Here is a 16,667-nt window from a genome sequence, read left to right on the forward strand (position 1 = left end):
AAATTAGAGTTCGGTTACAAACATACGATTTTGACGATAGCTCATGCTTTCATTGACACTTCTGATAGGAAGAAATATTGCTTTTCAAAAATCCCTTGCAGACAATCTCTATGCATCGAATACTGGGTGGGCAATGACACAGCAGCGTACCAAAGCCATTGCTCACTCCAACACAAGGTTCCACCTGACAGAAGGCAGCAAAAGCGCTTTCAAATCCTTACACATGCTGGCCAAGGATATACCGTTTGCTTTCCAAAATATCCTGAAATGCCTGGTTGATTCGGGTTGAATTTGTTGTTTTGTCGGCGTAAAAGATAAAAGGCAATATTCATATTTTTTTCAATACATAATTTTTAAGCTGATAATGGCACCCGTCTTCTCCTTGCCAATGTTCTTCACCAATTTGCTTAAGCTTCCGGCCTCGTTCATCAACCCATCCTTTAATACGTCCGGGATTACCATATACTAATGCATAGGCCGGTATGTCGCGAGTGATCACAGTGGCAATTCCTGTCATTGCATAAGCACCAACTGTGACGCCTGCTAAGATGGTAGAGTTAGCCCCGATAGAGGCACCTTTTTGAATGGTGGTTATAGGATAGTTAATTCGTTGTTTGCTTCGGGGACGCAGGTCATTTGTGAACACAACATTCGGACCGATGAATACGTCATCCTCGATTCGTGTGGCATCCCAGATAAATGTCCCGCTCTTTATAGTTACATTTTCGCCTATAATAACGTCGTTTTCGATAAAGGTATGAGAGTTGATATTGCAGTTCCGTCCAATGATCGCTCCTTTTAATACGACTGCAAACTGCCAGATGGTTGTCCCTTCTCCGACTTGGCAAGACTGTACATCAGCTAATGGGTGAATTTTCATGAGCCGTGAATAAATTGTTTAAACTGTTCGTAATCTCGTATGTAGTCGCTTGCAGAATAGGGTTCAGATGCAAGAACCAAACAAATCGACCCCGACGAAAAATTGACCTCGCTGGCCCAGATCATGGGCGGTATATGCAGCCCGATATAGGGGCGGTTGAGCTGGATGAGCCGTTGGGTGCGGCCGTCGTCGAGCAGCACTTCAAAGCTGCCGCTGGCAGCAATTAAAAACTGGTGACATTCCTTGTGTGCATGGGCACCACGGCTTTCGCCCCCGGGCACATCGTATAAATAAAAGATACGACTGACATTAAACGGCAGTTCCTGGGAGTTGTGTACAGGTGTGATATTGCCCGCCCTGTTTTTAATCTTGGGCAGCGTCACAATGCTGCAGTCAAATACAGATGGATTGGGCCGCATATCAGTGAAGTTGTTTGAACTGCTCAAAGTCTCGTATGTAGTCCGTTTCATTGTAGGGTTGATCGGCTACGATCAGGGCCAGCGAATTGGTGGAAAAACTCTCCATGTGACGCCAGATCATTTTGGGCACATACAAGCCGAAATACGAGCGGTTCAGCGTAAACCGCTTTTCTTCTTTTCCGTCATTCAGTATGACGTCAAAACTACCGGAAAGTGCCACGATGAATTCCTGCAGGCTATGGTAAGCATGTCCGCCCCTTGCCTCTCCGCCCGGCACGTCATAAATCCAATAGGTTCGCCGGATCGGAAACGGGATTTGATTGTTGCTTTCGAAAAACGAAAGGTTACCCCGTTCATCCAGGATCTTCGGAAGCTGAATTAATTTGACATGTTCGAGAGTCATGGGCCGGATCGTTGGAGGTCTTGCCAAACGCTGTTGCGTATTTCTCTCCAGCATTGCTACCGGAAAAAAACGCTGGCTGTTTACCGTGTTTTTTTAATTACTTCTTCGAGGTATTTTCCATAGCCGCTTTTCATGAGGATGGCGGCTTGTTCGCGCAGTTGGTCTTCCGTAATAAAGCCCATGCGGTAGGCCACTTCTTCGATGCAGCCGATCTTGGTGCCTTGGCGTTTTTCAATCACCCGCACAAATTCGGAGGCATCGCTTAGGCTGTCAAAGGTGCCCGTGTCGAGCCAGGCCGTGCCGCGGTCCAGGATGGCCACATGCAGCGCACCGCGCCGGAGGTATTCCCGGTTCACGTCCGTGATCTCGTACTCACCCCGCGCCGAGGGCTGCAGGTTTTTAGCAATCGACACCACGTCGTTGTCGTAAAAATAAAGGCCCGGTACGGCGTAGTTGGACTTGGGTGCGGCGGGCTTTTCTTCAATGGAAAGCACTTTTTGCTCGCCGTCGAACTCGACCACGCCGTAGCGCTCCGGGTCGGAGACTTCGTAGGCAAACACGTAGCCGCCCCCGATGTTGTTGAGCGACTGCAGCTGGCGGCCCAGCCGGGAGCCGTAAAAGATGTTGTCGCCCAGCACCAGCGCCACCTTGTCCCTACCGATGAAGCTCTCCCCGATCACAAAAGCCTGTGCCAGCCCGTTGGGCACTTCCTGGATGGCATACTCAAAACGGCAGCCCACCTGCGAGCCGTCGCCCAGCAGGCGCCGGAAAGAGGCGTTGTCCTCGGGGGTGGTGATGATCAGGATTTCCTTGATGCCTGCCATCATCAGCACCGACAGGGGATAATAGATCATCGGCTTGTCGTAGATGGGCATGAGCTGCTTGGAAATCGCCTTGGTAATTGGATAAAGCCGGGTACCGCTGCCACCCGCTAAAATGATTCCTTTCATGATGCGTGCGCCGTGGTGTATTGGGTTTGGTAATATTGCTGGTACTCGCCGGACGTTACATGCTTCAGCCATTCTTCGTTTTCGAGGTACCAGTCGATGGTCTGGCTCAGGCCCTCTTCAAAAGTTACACTTGGTTTCCAGCCCAGCTCGCGGTTGATCTTGCCGGCATCGATCGCATAGCGGCGGTCGTGGCCGGGCCGGTCTTTTACATAGGTGATGAGCGCTTCGCTCTCGCCTTCCCGGCGATTCAGCTTCTGGTCCATCAGGCGGCAGAGCAGCTTGACCAGTTCAATATTTTTCCACTCGTTGAAACCGCCAATATTGTAGGTTTCACCGTTTTTCCCCTGGTGATACACCAGGTCGATGGCGGCCGCATGGTCTTTGACAAAAAGCCAGTCCCGTGTGTACAAACCGTCGCCATACACCGGCAGGGGCTTTTTGTTGATGATGTTGTTGATGAAAAGCGGGATGAGTTTTTCGGGGAAATGATACGGTCCGTAGTTGTTGGAGCAGTTGGTAACCACCGCCGGCAGCCCGTAGGTGTCGTGGTAAGCCCGCACAAAATGGTCCGATGCGGCCTTCGACGCCGAGTAGGGCGAATGGGGATCGTACGGCGTTTTCTCGGTAAAGAGTCCCTCATCGCCAAGGGCGCCGTAAACTTCGTCGGTGGAGACGTGGTAAAAAAGTTTGCCCCCGAAGTTGCCGCTCCAATGTGTTTTGGCAGCATTGAGCAAATTCACCGTTCCCACCACATTGGTATAGACAAAATCCAGCGGGGAGAGAATGGAGCGGTCGACGTGCGACTCGGCTGCCAGGTGAATGACCCCGTCGGGAGCATACTGCACAAACAGGCGTTCGAGTGCTCCCGCATCCAGCAGGTTTACTTTTTCAAAACAGTAGTTCGGTGCGTTTTCAATGTCCCGCAGGTTTTCCAGGTTCCCTGCATAGGTGAGTGCATCGAGGTTGACGATTCGGTAATGCGGATATTTGTTCACAAACAGCCGCACCACGTGCGAACCGATAAACCCAGCCCCGCCCGTTATAACAATGGTCTTTGACTCATTCATGGTAGAAGAGTGGCTTTTATGAATATGAAAAATGGTGTTGCTTCCGGTACCAGTCAAACGTGGGCTTCAGTCCTTCGCGGATGGTGAAACCGGGCTTGTAGCCAAGCAGGTTGCCGGCCTTGGTGATGTCGGCCAGGCTGTGTTTGACATCGCCTTTGCGTTCCGGGCCGTATTGGGGTGCCAGGTCGCTGCCGGCGACATTTTTAATCATCTCAAACAGCTCGTTCAAGCTGGTTTGCTCGCCGCAGGCGATATTGTAAACCTGGTTCACAGCGTCCTTGTTTTGCGTGAACAGGGCCAGTTCGTTGGCTTGTACCGCGTTGGCCACGTAGGTGAAATCGCGGCTGTGTTCACCGGAGCCGTTGATCAAAGGCGGTTCGTTGCTCAAGACGGCTTTGACGAAAAGCGGCACAACGGCAGCATACGGCCCTTGCGGATTTTGCCGTGGGCCAAAAATATTAAAGTACCGCAACCCGATTAGCTCCATACCGTACAGGCTTGCATACACTTTTGCATACAACTCGTTTACCAGCTTCGTCACTGCGTAAGGCGAAAGCGGGTTGCCGATCCGGTCTTCCTGCTTGGGAAGGCCCGGATGATCGCCATAGGTAGAAGAGGAAGCTGCATACACAACCCGTTTGATCCCGGCTTCTTTGGCTGCAGTGAAGACATTGAGCGTACCGGTGATATTGACGTCGTTGGAAGTCAGCGGATCGTTGATGGAACGGGGCACGGAGCCCAGGGCCGCCTGGTGCGAGATCAGGTCAATATCGGTGCAGGCCTGCTGGCAGGTCTCGTAACTGCGGATATCGCCTTCAAGAAATTCGAACTTGGGATCACCCTGGAAGCTTTCGATGTTTTTCAGCGAACCGGTTGCGAGGTTATCCAGCACCCGCACCTTCGTAACCTGTGGATTTTGCAACAGGTGTTCCACTAGATTGGAGCCAATAAACCCGGCTCCCCCGGTAATCAAAATGCGCATTATACTTTTTTGCTTTTGCGTTTCGTGGTTGTTCCATTTTTTGAACCCAGCCAGCCAAACCATTTGCTCAAACCTGTTGGCTCCGTTTCATCGTCTTCAAAATAGCCGGCACCGTAGCCATACCCATAGCCATAACCATACCCATAACCATATCCATAACCTCCTTTCGTCTTCACGTCGTTAAGCACAATAGAAATTTTGGGCAGCTTACCCTGGCTATTGTATTCCTCCACAAGGTGGATCTGTTTTTTGAAAGTGCGCCCCTGGCGTACAATGTAAAGTGTGCAATCGGCGTATTTGCTCAGTGTCATGGCATCGCTTACCATGCCAACAGGGGCCGTGTCCATAACAACCACATCAAACGCCTGGCGAAGATAGACAAACAATTCGTCCAGCTTGGCGTCGAGCAGCAACTCCGAAGGGTTGGGCGGGATGGGGCCGCAGGGCAACACAAACAGGTTTTCGTAGCCTGGCACCCGTACCGGCAACTCATCCAGTGTTGCCTGTCCCAAAATGTAGTTGGTCAATCCTGCGTGCTTGGGCAAATCCAGGCCCAACATCACTTTGGGTTTGCGAATGTCGAATTCAAGAATGATCGTTTTTTTGTTGGTCAGCGCCAGGACGGCGCCCATGTTGGTGCTGACGAATGATTTTCCCTCGCCGCTAAACGAAGACGTAACCATGACCACCGGTTTTGGGGTGTGCGGCAAAATGTATTGCAGGTTGGAGCGCAGGATGCGGAACTGTTCAGCAATAAACTTTCGGTTATTGACCGTTACCACCAGGTTCTTATCACCGGAGGAGTGCCCCACTTCGCCAAGAATCGTGGCGTCAGTAAGCTTTTCAATATCGCTACGGGAGGTTATCTTGTCGTTCAGCAATTCCATCACTACAATAATAATGGTTGGGATGACGAGACCAATGAGCACCGCCAGGATCTTTGTACTACGCCGGTTGGGTTTCACAGGTACAAGGTTGGGTGTGGCTTCCAGCAGCACTTTGGTATTGGAAATAGTGGAGGCCAAGGCAATTGCGGATTCTTCGCGTTTGGCCAGTAGAGTATTGTAGATCCCGGCCTTGCTTTCCAGTTGTTGCTGGATGTTGACTAGTTCCTGCTTCTTATTCGGCAATGTTCTGATTTGTGAGACGGCCTCGCCACTCGCTGAGCGTACAGTGCCGATGGCCGAACTGTAAGCGGACCGGATATTTTTTATATTCTCGATAATCTTGCCGCGCAAGACTTCCACTTCCTCTGCCTTCTGCTGCACCATGACGTTGCCCGAAGGTGCATTGTTGAGCAGTTCCTTGCGTTCCATCTGTGCGTTGTTATACCCCAGCACCAGTACGTTCAGCGTTGGGTCTGAGAGACCAAGGGAAGATGGCACAATGCTTTGGGCTGTTTCTTCATTGCGGAGATAATCCAATAATTGATTCGCTGTATTCAGCAGCATGCGTTGTTGTTGCTCTGATTTTAGCGCATCTTCCACCCGTGCCAAATAATTGGATGTCTGTGCTCCAGGATCCACAATATTGTTTGCCCGCTGAAAGGCCACGAAGATCTGCTTAATGCTGTCGAGTTCCCGTTCCCGCTCTTTCAGGGTCGCATCGATGAAAACAAGCGACTTACGGTTTGTTTCATTTTTGTCTTCGATCGTAATTTCTTTGTAGTCTTCCACCAGGCGGTTGATCACCTCAGCCGCTAAATAAGGGCTGCTGCTTTCCATGGAAATGGTCAAAATTCCTGTGCTTTGCTTGGGAGCAACGGCCAGCCCACCCAACAACAAACCCGCCTGCACGGTCGTCGGATTCCAGGTTATCCGGCACTCAGTACTGATGGCATCCTGGCTGATCCGGTTGATCCGGAATTCTCCAAACTGGTTTTTAAAAACCTGCCCAAAAGCATAACGCTCCTTTGAGCCATTGACGGTGAACGATTGCTGCGTGGGAAGAAAAAGATCCAGTGTAAAACTTTGCGATGAGTCAGCAATTTTCAGGGCCTCGATCCTGAATGGCGCTACCTTGTAAATATTCGTTTCGCGGAAGCGGCCTTTTGATGAATAGTTGAAATTGAGGTTCAGTGCTTCCACGACCCGGTTCATCACCGGGCGGGATTGCAGCACTTCCAGTTCGGTCTGCACGTTTTTGCGGGAATCCGTCTGCATCAGCACATCCAGTTTGTCGCCGCTCCCGCTACCCGCCGTTTTTTCGTCCCTGATCATAATCTGTCCCGTCGACCGGTAGACTTCTGTTGTATACCGCAGGTAGATGTATGCGCCAATCAGCGAAAGGGCAACAAAGATGATATAGAGCGGCAGAAACCGCACATAGGTAAAAAAAAGTTCCTTTAGATTTCGTCCCGATAGATTGCCTTTTTGCTTCTGCAGAAGTACTTGCTCCTCCATCCCTTGTGTTGTTTATGCGGTTAGCGGATAATGTTAATGACCAGTGCAATGGTTGCAAGGATGCCCGTAGCAATCCCAAGTTGCTGTGCAAAGCTCTGTTGCTCCTGCTGGCGTATCTTCCTCCGGGTTTGGTCTACAAAGACGACATCATTTTGCTGCAAGCGGAAATAAGGCGAACGAAACAGATCCCCTGAAGTCAAGGGCACGTAGCCAATTTGGATTTGCCCGTTCACTTCACGGGCCACTTTTACCGTATCGCGTTTGCCGGATTCCGTTACATCGCCGGCCATGCCCAGGGCCTCCAGCAAGGTAATCCTCTCCGTTGGGATCGAAAATGTGCCTGGCGACTTTACCTCACCCAAAACCGTGACCCGGTAATTTAAAAACCGCACGATCACCGAAGGGCTGTTCAGGACATTTGACAATTTTTCCCGGACCTGCTGGGCCAGTTCTGTTTTTGTCAGCCCCTCCACGTGCAGCAGACCGATGCGGGGGTATTCGATATTGCCTTTCTCGTCCACCAAAAACCCGGTTGTGGAAGCGGAACCGCCCTGCGCGGCCGTTTCCGGCAGGTTGTAGGGAATATCTGTACGGGGATCGGCGCTTAAACTATAGACCTTAATAGAAAGAAGATCGTTTTTTTGGATCCGGGGCTCGGCCAGGTTGATCAGTGCCCGCTGCGAGGTATCAATCAGCTGCAAATAGCTGGTCATAGCTGATTTTTGGCTTTTGCACGACAGCAGGAAAAGTGCAAAGAACAGAACCGGAAAGGGGAAAAAGCGCATGTTTATCATTTATCAGTCGTTGTTTCGATATGTTCAGATTGAGACAGACGGGGAACCAGCAAAAGGTCCAGGCCTTCGATCCACAGGGAAGGGGCCTTGTGTTTTCCCTGCTCTGCCGGCGTCCCCCCGTTTTGCAAATTCACCGCTTTTACCACATCAACTGCCGGGTGGGCATGCTGAAACTTGCGGATGTTGTTGATGAGTTTTTCTTTCACCAGGACAGGCTTGCCGCTTCGGTACACAAAATTCACCACCCCGTCGGTTAAACGTACAAGGGTGCGCTGTTCCTGGGCCACTTTCACAAAAACATAAGATTTCAGGATAGGCTTTTCCACGGTTTTCAGGCGATCGCTCCACTGGTGCTTTAACCGGAGCACCGGGCAAAAAGCATCGATACCTTTTTGTACAAGCAGCCGAACCACTTTTTTCTCCCAGCGGGATCTCGTTTTGATGACAAACCAATTGTTCATATAGCGGCAAGGCTTCGCCCCCCTCAGTCACGTGTGAATTGCAACCGGGTGGCCTGGTTAAGGCGGTGCAAATATAGGGTGGTCGTGTGAGTGTAAAAACAGCAAAATGAGCAGAAAATGAAGGCGTTATTTATAAAAACTAAATCGACTGTACTCGGTTGTCTATCAGCCGATAGCGTTCCCCAGTACCAGGGCAGGCAGCCGTGTCGCCGGCAAAATGAAGAGAATGGCCGGCCTTGCTTATCCATCCCCGCTGCTCGGCCGGGTTGCCATAGACCATGGCAAACGGGGGTACATTTTTCGTCACCACGCTGCCGGCTCCTACCAGCGCATACGCACCAATTTCCACTCCGCAAACGATTGTGGCGTTGGCCCCAATGGAAGCACCTTTCCGTACAACGGTGGGTTTGAACTCCTGCTTCCGCTCAATAAAACTGCGGGGGTTGATCACATTGGTAAAGACCATGGAAGGACCGAGGAAAACGTCATCTTCCACCAGCACACCGTTGTACACCGATACATTGTTTTGAATTTTCACGCCGTTGCCGATCCGGGTATTGTTGTCCACGAACACATTTTGCCCCAGGATACAGTTGCTCCCAATCTCGGCACGGGGCATGATATGGCAGAAATGCCAGATTTTGGTTCCGGCGCCAATGACGGCTCCCGCATCGACGATGGCGGTGGGGTGCTGAAAGAATTGCTCGTTCATGGCGGACGAAAGTAAGACTTCGCTACATTTAAGGTAAATCTGTCTGCTTTGAAACAACGCTATTACTCCCTGGATGTCTTTCGCGGGGCTACCGTGTGCCTGATGATTCTGGTGAACAACCCCGGAAGCTGGGGCCATATTTATGGTCCCTTGGAACATGCTCCCTGGCATGGACTGACACCCACCGACCTGGTTTTCCCCTTCTTTCTTTTTGCCGTGGGCAATGCCATGGCTTTTGTCATGCCCCGGCTCGAAGCGGCCGGCGACGCCAGTTTTTGGAAAAAAGTGATTCGCCGCACCCTGCTCATTTTCGGTATTGGCCTTTTCCTGAACTGGTGGCCTTTTCTGCGCTGGCAAAACGATGCGCTGGCGGCGAATGGCTGGACCTGGGTCAATACCGAAGGAAAAGTGGTTGGGGTACGGATCCTGGGCGTATTGCAACGCATTGCCCTCTGCTATTTTTTTGCCTCCGTCATTGTCTATTATCTCAAAGCAAGAGGTGCGTTCCTGGCCGGCCTGATCATTCTCCTGCTTTATTGGCTCCTTTGCTACACCCTCGGCAACCCGGCCGATCCTTATAGCATGACGGGCTATTTTGGGAATGCCGTCGACATGGCCGTCCTGCACGAGCCGCACATGTATCATGGCGAAGGCATCGCGTTCGACCCCGAAGGACTAATGAGTACCCTGCCTGCCATTGTGCAGGTCATCTTTGGATATCTCGTGGGCGACTATATCCTGAAACGGACAAAACTTGCCATTGCGGCGGAGAACCCCGAGGCCAAACAGGCGATCAGCCCCCTCTATCAAATTCTTACCGGTCTTTTTATTTCTGCCGTGGCTTACCTGGTGGCCGGCTATATCTGGAGCCTCAGCTTTCCTGTCAATAAAAAGATCTGGACCAGTTCGTATGTGCTGGTCACCACAGGACTGGCAACCGCCATCCTTTCCACCCTTATCTATTTTATTGAAGTGAAAGGACTGCGTGCCTGGTGGACCCGCTTTTTCGATGTCTTTGGCAAGAACGCCCTGTTTGTGTTTGCACTGAGCGCCTTTCTGCCAAAAGGTTTCCGGCTGTTGCGCATACCCAACGGCGTGGATGCCAAAGGCGCAACGGTTTACACCAATCCCTGGAATTTTTTGTACGACAAAGTGTACAAGGCTGTTCCCGGCGACCCGCGTATCGGTTCGCTGCTCTTTGCCCTCACCATCATCACGTTTATGTGGCTGATCTGCTACTGGCTCGACAAAAAAAGAATTTACATCAAGGTATAGCGTAAACGCCTTTCATGGTGGAAGCGTTTACCCGACGGCAGATGAGGGATGACAGGAGAAAGCAAAACAATAGTTTTTTCTACCGACTGTTTTATTGGAATGCAAGTAAAAGATGGTGAAAAATTTTGCAGCGAAAGCCATCATAAAATAAAAAAGTCGTTCTTTCCAGAACGACTTTTTGTTTCACGTCTTGCATGGTAAGTGAGGCCATGTTACTCTCCCATGATCACATCGGATTTACCCTTCTTCCACTGCTTTGGCTGCGCACCGTCCATCTTCACAATCTTTGGATGAAAGACACCGACGGTCTCTACCAACTCTTTTTGGGCTTTCATCACTTCGTGAATGTCTTTGTAGGCAAACGGCGCCTCATCCAACCCGCCACCCAGGAGTTTGACGCCTTGTTTCGCTAACGCTTCGTTCAGCTCTTTGTGGGTTACAGTTTTCAAGGCAGCCGTTCGGCTCATCTTTCTCCCGGCCCCGTGCGAAGCCGAATTCACCGACGACAGGTCCCCTTTGCCTTTGACAATAAAACCCGGTGCAGCCATGGAACCGGGAATGATTCCCAGCACACCGTTCGCTGCAGGCGTTGCACCTTTCCGGTGCACAATCACATCCCTGCCTTCCCATTTTTCTTTCCAGGCAAAGTTGTGGTGGTTCTCGACCCTCTTCAACGGCCTGCGTCCCAACTGCCTCGCAATCTTATCATGAATCACCTCGTGACAGGCGGATGCATAATCACCGGCCAGATTCATCGCCATCCAGTATTCAATACCCTCCTGTTCATCCAGCGATAACCAGGCAAGGTTCACTGCATCGCCAGGCAGCCGGCGTTTTTCTTTCGCCAGTTTGGTATAATGGTTCGCCACGTTCGCACCCAGGGCTCTCGAACCGGAGTGCGACAACAGGCCCACGTAGCTTCCGGCTTCAATGCCCAGCACCGTGTCTTTTTCTGTTACGTCAACGACGCCCCACTCCACAAAATGGTTGCCCGAACCAGAAGATCCCAGTTGCTTCCAGGCACGTGCCTGCAACCCTTTCAGCAAACCCAGTTCATCGAACTCTTTGCGGTACATCACTTCATGGTCGGAAGGCTTTTGAAACAGGCCCCCGCTCCCGAACAAGGTCGCTTCGTTCAATTCACGGGCAAAATAATGCTCCCTGTCTCTTAGTTCTTTCGGGTTGATATCAAAAACGGAAAGACACATCCGGCAACCGATATCGACACCAACACCGTAGGGGATAACCGCATTCTCTGTTGCCAGCACGCCACCGATCGGCAGGCCATACCCGTGATGTGCATCGGGCATCAGGGCACCGGCAACAGCCACGGGCAATTTTGCCGCGGTGTACATTTGGTGCAGGGCGCCCTGCTCAATGCCGTCCGCACCGAACACGTTAAACGGAATACCTTTTTCCGCCAGCGGGAGTTCATCACCGCCAACTTTCGGCTTTGGCAGCAGCGCTTCCGCAATTTTATCCAGCACACCGTCATGCGCATACTGGTTGGGGCTTTGCAAAATGCTACGCAAGACCTCCAGCGCATCTTCTTTGGAAAGGTGCCTGTAATTTTTTTCCATGATGTTCATTGCAATCGAGATCACCGGCCCTTCGGGATAACCGATCCTGCGCAATTCTTTACCGGTTAATTTTAATTTTGCCATATACTCATTTTTTTATGATACGGGCTGCAACGCTCCGATTGGTCTTCCGTTGCGTCGCAATCCGTTCATCGTTCTGTACTTCTTATCATCAATTTTGCAAAACAGATCTTCTGAAGCCAATAATTTCCACCTGTTTTGTTTCGAACGCCTTTTCGTTCTGACTGCTGATCTCAGCCACCGTCATTGGCTCTGTAATGATCCGGTCAAATCCGAAATGGTCGCTCAGTCGTTGTGCCTTTTCCACGCCAAGTTTTTTGAAGGCATACTTGGCAATCAATCGTCCTTTCCGCATCAGCGCATCATCAACCATTGTGAGCGGACTGTTGAACGTACAGATTAGCTGTACATTCAAAAAGTCAGCCAGTAAGCCATCCGAAATATTCAAAAGATTGGAAACAGATGATGTGCCTGCCGCTCTCCGGTCCATGATGATGTTCTCCGCATCTTCAATGATCACCACCGTGTTCGGGTTATCGATCAGCAGGTCAATAAAATCCGGATCCATCAGGTTTGCGGCCACATTGGGCGAAAGAAAAAGAACTCTTTTCTTCACCTTGCCAACCAGGTAACGCAAATAGGTTGTTTTGCCGGTTCCCGGCAGGCCATGCAGGAGGATAATTCCTTTGTCCTTCTTTTGATTCAGCCGTTTTTGAATGATGGCATCCACCTCTTTGAAATCATCGTCATAAAACAAGTCCAGGTCGAGCTTTGTCCGTTTGATCTCCATCGCTTTTAACTCCAGGCCATAGCTTCCTTTGACAATCAGGTTTATTTCCAAAGGCATTCGCTTTTTTCTCTCCTTGAATCGGCCCATCAGTGCCGTGCAGTGCTGAATAAATGCGTCCTGTTTTCCATCGTGAAGAATTTCGCAATAACCCTTCATCTCCACAACACAATTGTTGCTGAGAACAAACACCGTTTCGTCAAACTGGTACTTCTTGTTTTCTTTTTTGAACCAACGGTACTGGTACTCCGAAACGATCAGTCCGGCAAATGTTGCCTTGAACGCCTTATAAGCTTCTTCACCTTCAATGTTCCCGATAAAATGCACGCTGGGCAAATGGTTGAAACGGTATAAGTACAAGGACCTGCTGTTCAGAAAACGTTGTGCAAAAACAGCGTTTGCATCAATCGTTCGCTGATGGTTTAAATTGTCCATAAAATGGTTTGAAAGATTCAATCAATCCTTGCTGTTGTTTTCACCGAAACAGTTTTCTGTTTCAGCACAAGAAAAAAGAGAATCGCTTAAAAAAATAAAATGTTGTAAAAAATTGCCGGAACAAAAAGCCCCGCAATGGAGCGGGGCTTGCACATTCGTTTTGGTTTAAAACTAGCTATCTGCAGCACATGCCCCGCGAAAAAAACAGCCCTTCCGGCGAAGTTTTTTTTGATCGATATGAAACAAATGGCGCAGCATGGTGAATAATTTTTTAGAGCCACAAAAATAAACGTCCTTTTTTGAATGCAACAAATCTTACATGAAAAATATTTTTGCAGCATGCGTGCAAACATGCATGGCCGTTATTTTACTTCAACAGGATTGGTGCACTTTCCTACATTTGACGAAACCTTCTTATGAACCCCACCATTGCAACTGAACAGGAAGCCGCTGCCGCCATGTTATTTTCCTGCGTGATGTACAAACACAAGAATCTCACCCAATCACAAATCGACCAGCTTTCCCGCATCGTTGTTCTTTGTTCGAAGTTCAAAGGAACGGACTTGAATGAACTGACCGTGAAAGCCATCTCGCTTCAAAAAGAGCTGGATACAAAATCGATCATCGAGCAAAGTGCGCCCTTGATCACAGAAGAATTTCGCGAAACGCTTTTTGCCATGATTTGCGAAGTGATCACGAACAACGGCACCATCGATGAAAAAGAAAGCGAAGTGCTTGGCATGGTGGCCTTGTTCCTAAACATCCCGGTCGAACGCATGCGAATCATCCTGACTGCTTTTCTTATCCGGAACAAATGGAATGTGCAGGTGATTGAAGAAATGCACGGTTAACGTTCTGCTCATTAAAACAATTTTCCCTGCTCACCCGGCCGTCTGAATTGGGAACAGTCCAATCCCAACCGCTCGTGGCGCAAGCCATATTTTTTCGTGAACGTGTTGTATTGATCGGCCACCAGTTTTGCGATGTTGCCTTCGCCCCGCATCCGTCTTCCAAACTGGCTGTCGTTTACTTTGCCGCCATGGCTTTCTTCAATGAAATGCCAGACCTTGTCGGCACGGTCGGGAAAGTTTTTGTGCAGCCAGTCGTGGAAAAGAAACTTGACGGCGCCATTTAACCGAATGAAGGTGTACGCAGAAAAAACAGCGCCGGCCTCGCTGGCCGCTTTGATAATGCCAGGCATTTCCTGATCGTTCAGTCCAGGGATCACCGGTCCCAGCATCACGCCGGTTTGCACACCGGCCCTGCTCAAGGCTTCCAGTGTACGCAGCCGCTGTGCAGACGTCGTGGTTCGCGGTTCCATGACCCGGCGAAGGTCTTCATTCATCGAGGTGATCGTCATCAGCACGGAAACAATGCGCTTCCCTGCCATCTCCTGCAAGAGGTCTTTGTCGCGCAGGATGCCGGCGTTCTTGGTGATGATGCCAACGGGCTGGTTGAATTCGTTGCAGACCTCCAGCAAGGCTCTTGACAGGCGAAAGCGTTTTTCAGCCGGTTGATAGCAATCGGTGTTGCCGCTCATGCTGATGGGCACGCAGTCCCATTTGGGATGTTGCAGGAACTTGCGCAGCAGTTTGGGCGCCTCTTTTTTTACCAGGATCTTGCTTTCAAAATCAAGGCCTGCACTGTAGCCCCAGTATTCAAACGAATTACGGGCATAACAATAAATGCAGCCGTGTTCACAGCCCTGGTACGGGTTCATGCTGTAAAACATCCCCACGTCCGGGCTGTCTACCTTGTTCACAATGCTCTTTGCCGACACATCGATGTATTGTGTTCGCACGTCTTCCTCTATCCATTCGTCGATGGCTTCGATGTGCTCCCTTGCGGTTGACGTTTTCTCGAAGCTGTTGCGTGTGTTGAACTGTGCCCCACGCCCTTTTTTATACTCCTCTTCACCTTCCTTTTCGTTTCCCAGGTGACCCAAATGCTTTTTCGTCCGTAAAATATGGTCTGCCATAGCTGGTTTGGTTTACATACCCCTTCAATCCCAAATCCATTCGCACAATCATTATCCCATTATCAAATTATCCTATTATCGAATTCTCACATTACCCCATTTTCCTATTTTCACATTTTCAAATTAGCGCCATGTGTTACCATTACTCCCTTACCAAAAAGCAGGAAGAGATCATGCGGATGGTCCAGGCCGAGTGGGAACAGCCTTTTGAGCCGGTGTTTCATACCTCGGGTTTCAACTTTCCGCAAATGCCGGTCATTACCTCCGAAAAACCAGGCACGGTTCAACTTTACCACTGGGGCCTGATCCCGCACTGGGTAAAGTCGCTGGCCGACGCGGACAAGATCCGGACACAAACGCTGAATGCACGGGCCGAAAGCATTTTTGAAAAACCCGCTTTCCGCTCCTACACCAAGAACCGTTGCATTGTGCTCGCCGACGGCTTTTTCGAATGGATGGAGTACAAAAAGAAAAAATACCCGCACTATGTCTACCTCGATGGCTTTGACATTTTCGGCTTTGCCGGGCTGTATGGCCATTGGACCGACAAAGAAACCGGCGAGATCCTGCACACCTTTTCCATCATCACCACCGACGCCAATCCGTTGATGGCCCGCATCCACAACACCAAGCAGCGCATGCCAGTTATTCTTCAAAAAGAGCAATGGCCGCAGTGGCTGGAACCATCGCTCACCAAAGAACAAATGGCGCAAATGCTGTTCCCCTGCGACGACAAAAAGATGAAAGCGTACCCCATCTCAAAACTGATCACCACCCGCGGCGCCGAGACCAATGTGGCGCAGATCAAAGAGCCCTTTACCTACCCGGAGCTTGTTTCATCCGAACAAGGTTCCCTGTTTGACAGTTTGTGATAGGGAGGCAAATTCGAACCGGCGCACTTCTTCGTACTGGTGGTTGACAATTCCCCGCTTCATCAGTACCATGCTGCCCGCCATAAACCGCCCGGTAAACTGGGTGTGCTCACAATCCATCCAGATACGGGTAAACTGGAACGGCTTTAGCTTCTGGGCAATGAGGAGGTGCGGTTCGTGAATGAAATGCGGATCGTGGTCAGGCACCTTTGTCAATGACTTCACCACTTTCAGCTCCTTTGCCAGCTCGTGAAATGGGCTGCGGGTCGCTACATGCAGGTAAACTGTATGCGACGGATAGGCCGCAAAATTTTTCAACTCCACCCGGAACGCACCGGTGCGGGTGGCCACCTGCTGCATGCGTTCGACCAGCTTGGCTTCCATCCCTTCGTAGGCATGACAATGAAGAACGGTGAGCGAAGGCTTTAGCTCAAACGGCAGCGGAAGCCGGTAGCGGTCGTGCAGCTCTTTACGTATTTGCATCACAGTTTGCTGCAACGCTTCACTCAGGGGAACAATCAAACGATACTCGCAGATCCGGTGACCGGGCATGACCAATGCGTTACTCATATGGTTGGTTTTTACAGTTGTGAATAACCTAATTTCCTTAGTACGAAATTACTAAATAACTTAGCATTACAAAACCACG

17 protein-coding genes are annotated in these 16,667 nt (G+C 50.3%); 3 read left to right on the plus strand and 14 right to left on the minus strand.

The window, feature by feature from the left end; genetic code table 11:
- Positions 1–328 precede the first annotated feature (328 nt).
- The 10 genes from D6024_RS01260 to D6024_RS01305 form a co-directional block, all read right to left on the minus strand.
- Positions 329–880 (minus strand): acyltransferase, encoded by a 552-nt coding sequence (locus D6024_RS01260; RefSeq protein ID WP_121352391.1) that lies wholly within the window; start codon positions 878–880, stop codon positions 329–331.
- Positions 877–1,299, minus strand: a complete 423-nt coding sequence (locus tag D6024_RS01265; RefSeq protein ID WP_121352392.1) for a sugar 3,4-ketoisomerase — start codon at positions 1,297–1,299, stop codon at positions 877–879. Before D6024_RS01265 ends, D6024_RS01260 begins: the two co-directional genes overlap by 4 nt.
- A 1-nt stretch (position 1,300) precedes the next feature.
- Positions 1,301–1,702 carry a sugar 3,4-ketoisomerase gene (locus D6024_RS01270; RefSeq protein WP_121352393.1) on the minus strand — a complete coding sequence of 134 codons (402 nt, stop codon included), beginning with the start codon at positions 1,700–1,702 and terminating at the stop codon, positions 1,301–1,303.
- 80 nt (positions 1,703–1,782) lie between these two features.
- Positions 1,783–2,652: a glucose-1-phosphate thymidylyltransferase RfbA gene (gene rfbA / locus D6024_RS01275; RefSeq protein ID WP_121352394.1), complete on the minus strand. Its 870-nt coding sequence runs from the start codon at positions 2,650–2,652 to the stop codon at positions 1,783–1,785.
- Entirely contained in the window at positions 2,649–3,719 is a 1,071-nt protein-coding gene (rfbB, locus tag D6024_RS01280) for a dTDP-glucose 4,6-dehydratase (protein ID WP_121352395.1), read from the minus strand. The genes rfbA and rfbB overlap by 4 nt, the downstream gene beginning before the upstream one ends.
- A gap of 16 nt (positions 3,720–3,735) precedes the next feature.
- Positions 3,736–4,701: an SDR family oxidoreductase gene (locus tag D6024_RS01285; RefSeq protein ID WP_121352396.1), complete on the minus strand. Its 966-nt coding sequence runs from the start codon at positions 4,699–4,701 to the stop codon at positions 3,736–3,738.
- A complete protein-coding gene (locus D6024_RS01290) occupies positions 4,701–7,103 on the minus strand; it encodes a GumC family protein (RefSeq protein ID WP_121352397.1) in 2,403 nt (800 codons plus the stop codon). The genes D6024_RS01285 and D6024_RS01290 overlap by 1 nt, the downstream gene beginning before the upstream one ends.
- A 20-nt stretch (positions 7,104–7,123) precedes the next feature.
- Positions 7,124–7,816: a polysaccharide biosynthesis/export family protein gene (locus D6024_RS01295; RefSeq protein WP_162944459.1), complete on the minus strand. Its 693-nt coding sequence runs from the start codon at positions 7,814–7,816 to the stop codon at positions 7,124–7,126.
- Positions 7,817–7,893: 77 nt separating this feature from the next.
- Positions 7,894–8,358, minus strand: a complete 465-nt coding sequence (locus D6024_RS01300; RefSeq protein WP_121352399.1) for a UpxY family transcription antiterminator — start codon at positions 8,356–8,358, stop codon at positions 7,894–7,896.
- A 139-nt stretch (positions 8,359–8,497) separates the two neighbouring features.
- On the minus strand, positions 8,498–9,070 hold the full coding sequence (locus D6024_RS01305) for an acyltransferase (protein WP_121352400.1): 573 nt from the start codon (positions 9,068–9,070) through the stop codon (positions 8,498–8,500).
- A gap of 48 nt (positions 9,071–9,118) precedes the next feature.
- Between D6024_RS01305 and D6024_RS01310 the strand changes: the two genes are divergently transcribed.
- Complete coding sequence (locus tag D6024_RS01310; RefSeq protein WP_121352401.1) at positions 9,119–10,345, plus strand: acyltransferase family protein; 1,227 nt, start codon at positions 9,119–9,121, stop codon at positions 10,343–10,345.
- A 212-nt stretch (positions 10,346–10,557) separates the two neighbouring features.
- On the opposite strand, the gene D6024_RS01315 is transcribed toward D6024_RS01310, so the two are convergent.
- Positions 10,558–12,009, minus strand: coding sequence for an RtcB family protein (locus D6024_RS01315; RefSeq protein ID WP_121352402.1), 1,452 nt, complete (start codon positions 12,007–12,009; stop codon positions 10,558–10,560).
- An 88-nt stretch (positions 12,010–12,097) separates the two neighbouring features.
- Complete coding sequence (locus D6024_RS01320) at positions 12,098–13,168, minus strand: AAA family ATPase (RefSeq protein WP_121352403.1); 1,071 nt, start codon at positions 13,166–13,168, stop codon at positions 12,098–12,100.
- Positions 13,169–13,584: 416 nt separating this feature from the next.
- On the opposite strand from D6024_RS01320, the gene D6024_RS01330 reads away from it, so the two are divergent.
- Positions 13,585–14,019, plus strand: coding sequence for a tellurite resistance TerB family protein (locus D6024_RS01330; protein WP_121352405.1), 435 nt, complete (start codon positions 13,585–13,587; stop codon positions 14,017–14,019).
- 11 nt (positions 14,020–14,030) lie between these two features.
- On the opposite strand, the gene D6024_RS01335 is transcribed toward D6024_RS01330, so the two are convergent.
- A complete protein-coding gene (locus D6024_RS01335; RefSeq protein ID WP_121352406.1) occupies positions 14,031–15,146 on the minus strand; it encodes a PA0069 family radical SAM protein in 1,116 nt (371 codons plus the stop codon).
- A 131-nt stretch (positions 15,147–15,277) separates the two neighbouring features.
- Here D6024_RS01335 and D6024_RS01340 point away from each other — a divergent pair, with 131 nt between their 5' ends.
- Positions 15,278–16,018: an SOS response-associated peptidase gene (locus tag D6024_RS01340; RefSeq protein ID WP_121352407.1), complete on the plus strand. Its 741-nt coding sequence runs from the start codon at positions 15,278–15,280 to the stop codon at positions 16,016–16,018.
- Here the strand turns inward: D6024_RS01340 and D6024_RS01345 are convergent.
- The gene (locus tag D6024_RS01345; protein ID WP_121352408.1) at positions 15,983–16,588 is read right to left on the minus strand and encodes a 2'-5' RNA ligase family protein; all 606 of its coding nucleotides are present in this window, start codon (positions 16,586–16,588) and stop codon (positions 15,983–15,985) included. The two genes, D6024_RS01340 and D6024_RS01345, sit on opposite strands and share 36 nt — an antisense overlap.
- Positions 16,589–16,667 lie beyond the last annotated feature (79 nt).

It is taken from the genome of Flavisolibacter nicotianae, from assembly GCF_003628535.1.
GTDB classification, from domain to species: Bacteria; Bacteroidota; Bacteroidia; order Chitinophagales; family Chitinophagaceae; genus Flavisolibacter; species Flavisolibacter nicotianae.

What these genes read in the sequence shown, in the direction of transcription:
- D6024_RS01260 (WP_121352391.1), bottom strand. Translation starts at nt 880, where the DNA reads ATGAAAATTCACCCATTAGCTGATGTACAGTCTTGCCAAGTCGGAGAA.
- D6024_RS01265 (WP_121352392.1), bottom strand. Translation starts at nt 1,299, where the DNA reads ATGCGGCCCAATCCATCTGTATTTGACTGCAGCATTGTGACGCTGCCC.
- D6024_RS01270 (WP_121352393.1), bottom strand. Translation starts at nt 1,702, where the DNA reads ATGACTCTCGAACATGTCAAATTAATTCAGCTTCCGAAGATCCTGGAT.
- rfbA (WP_121352394.1), bottom strand. Translation starts at nt 2,652, where the DNA reads ATGAAAGGAATCATTTTAGCGGGTGGCAGCGGTACCCGGCTTTATCCA.
- rfbB (WP_121352395.1), bottom strand. Translation starts at nt 3,719, where the DNA reads ATGAATGAGTCAAAGACCATTGTTATAACGGGCGGGGCTGGGTTTATC.
- D6024_RS01285 (WP_121352396.1), bottom strand. Translation starts at nt 4,701, where the DNA reads ATGCGCATTTTGATTACCGGGGGAGCCGGGTTTATTGGCTCCAATCTA.
- D6024_RS01290 (WP_121352397.1), bottom strand. Translation starts at nt 7,103, where the DNA reads ATGGAGGAGCAAGTACTTCTGCAGAAGCAAAAAGGCAATCTATCGGGA.
- D6024_RS01295 (WP_162944459.1), bottom strand. Translation starts at nt 7,816, where the DNA reads ATGACCAGCTATTTGCAGCTGATTGATACCTCGCAGCGGGCACTGATC.
- D6024_RS01300 (WP_121352399.1), bottom strand. Translation starts at nt 8,358, where the DNA reads ATGAACAATTGGTTTGTCATCAAAACGAGATCCCGCTGGGAGAAAAAA.
- D6024_RS01305 (WP_121352400.1), bottom strand. Translation starts at nt 9,070, where the DNA reads ATGAACGAGCAATTCTTTCAGCACCCCACCGCCATCGTCGATGCGGGA.
- D6024_RS01315 (WP_121352402.1), bottom strand. Translation starts at nt 12,009, where the DNA reads ATGGCAAAATTAAAATTAACCGGTAAAGAATTGCGCAGGATCGGTTAT.
- D6024_RS01320 (WP_121352403.1), bottom strand. Translation starts at nt 13,168, where the DNA reads ATGGACAATTTAAACCATCAGCGAACGATTGATGCAAACGCTGTTTTT.
- D6024_RS01330 (WP_121352405.1), top strand. Translation starts at nt 13,585, where the DNA reads ATGAACCCCACCATTGCAACTGAACAGGAAGCCGCTGCCGCCATGTTA.
- D6024_RS01335 (WP_121352406.1), bottom strand. Translation starts at nt 15,146, where the DNA reads ATGGCAGACCATATTTTACGGACGAAAAAGCATTTGGGTCACCTGGGA.
- D6024_RS01340 (WP_121352407.1), top strand. Translation starts at nt 15,278, where the DNA reads ATGTGTTACCATTACTCCCTTACCAAAAAGCAGGAAGAGATCATGCGG.
- D6024_RS01345 (WP_121352408.1), bottom strand. Translation starts at nt 16,588, where the DNA reads ATGAGTAACGCATTGGTCATGCCCGGTCACCGGATCTGCGAGTATCGT.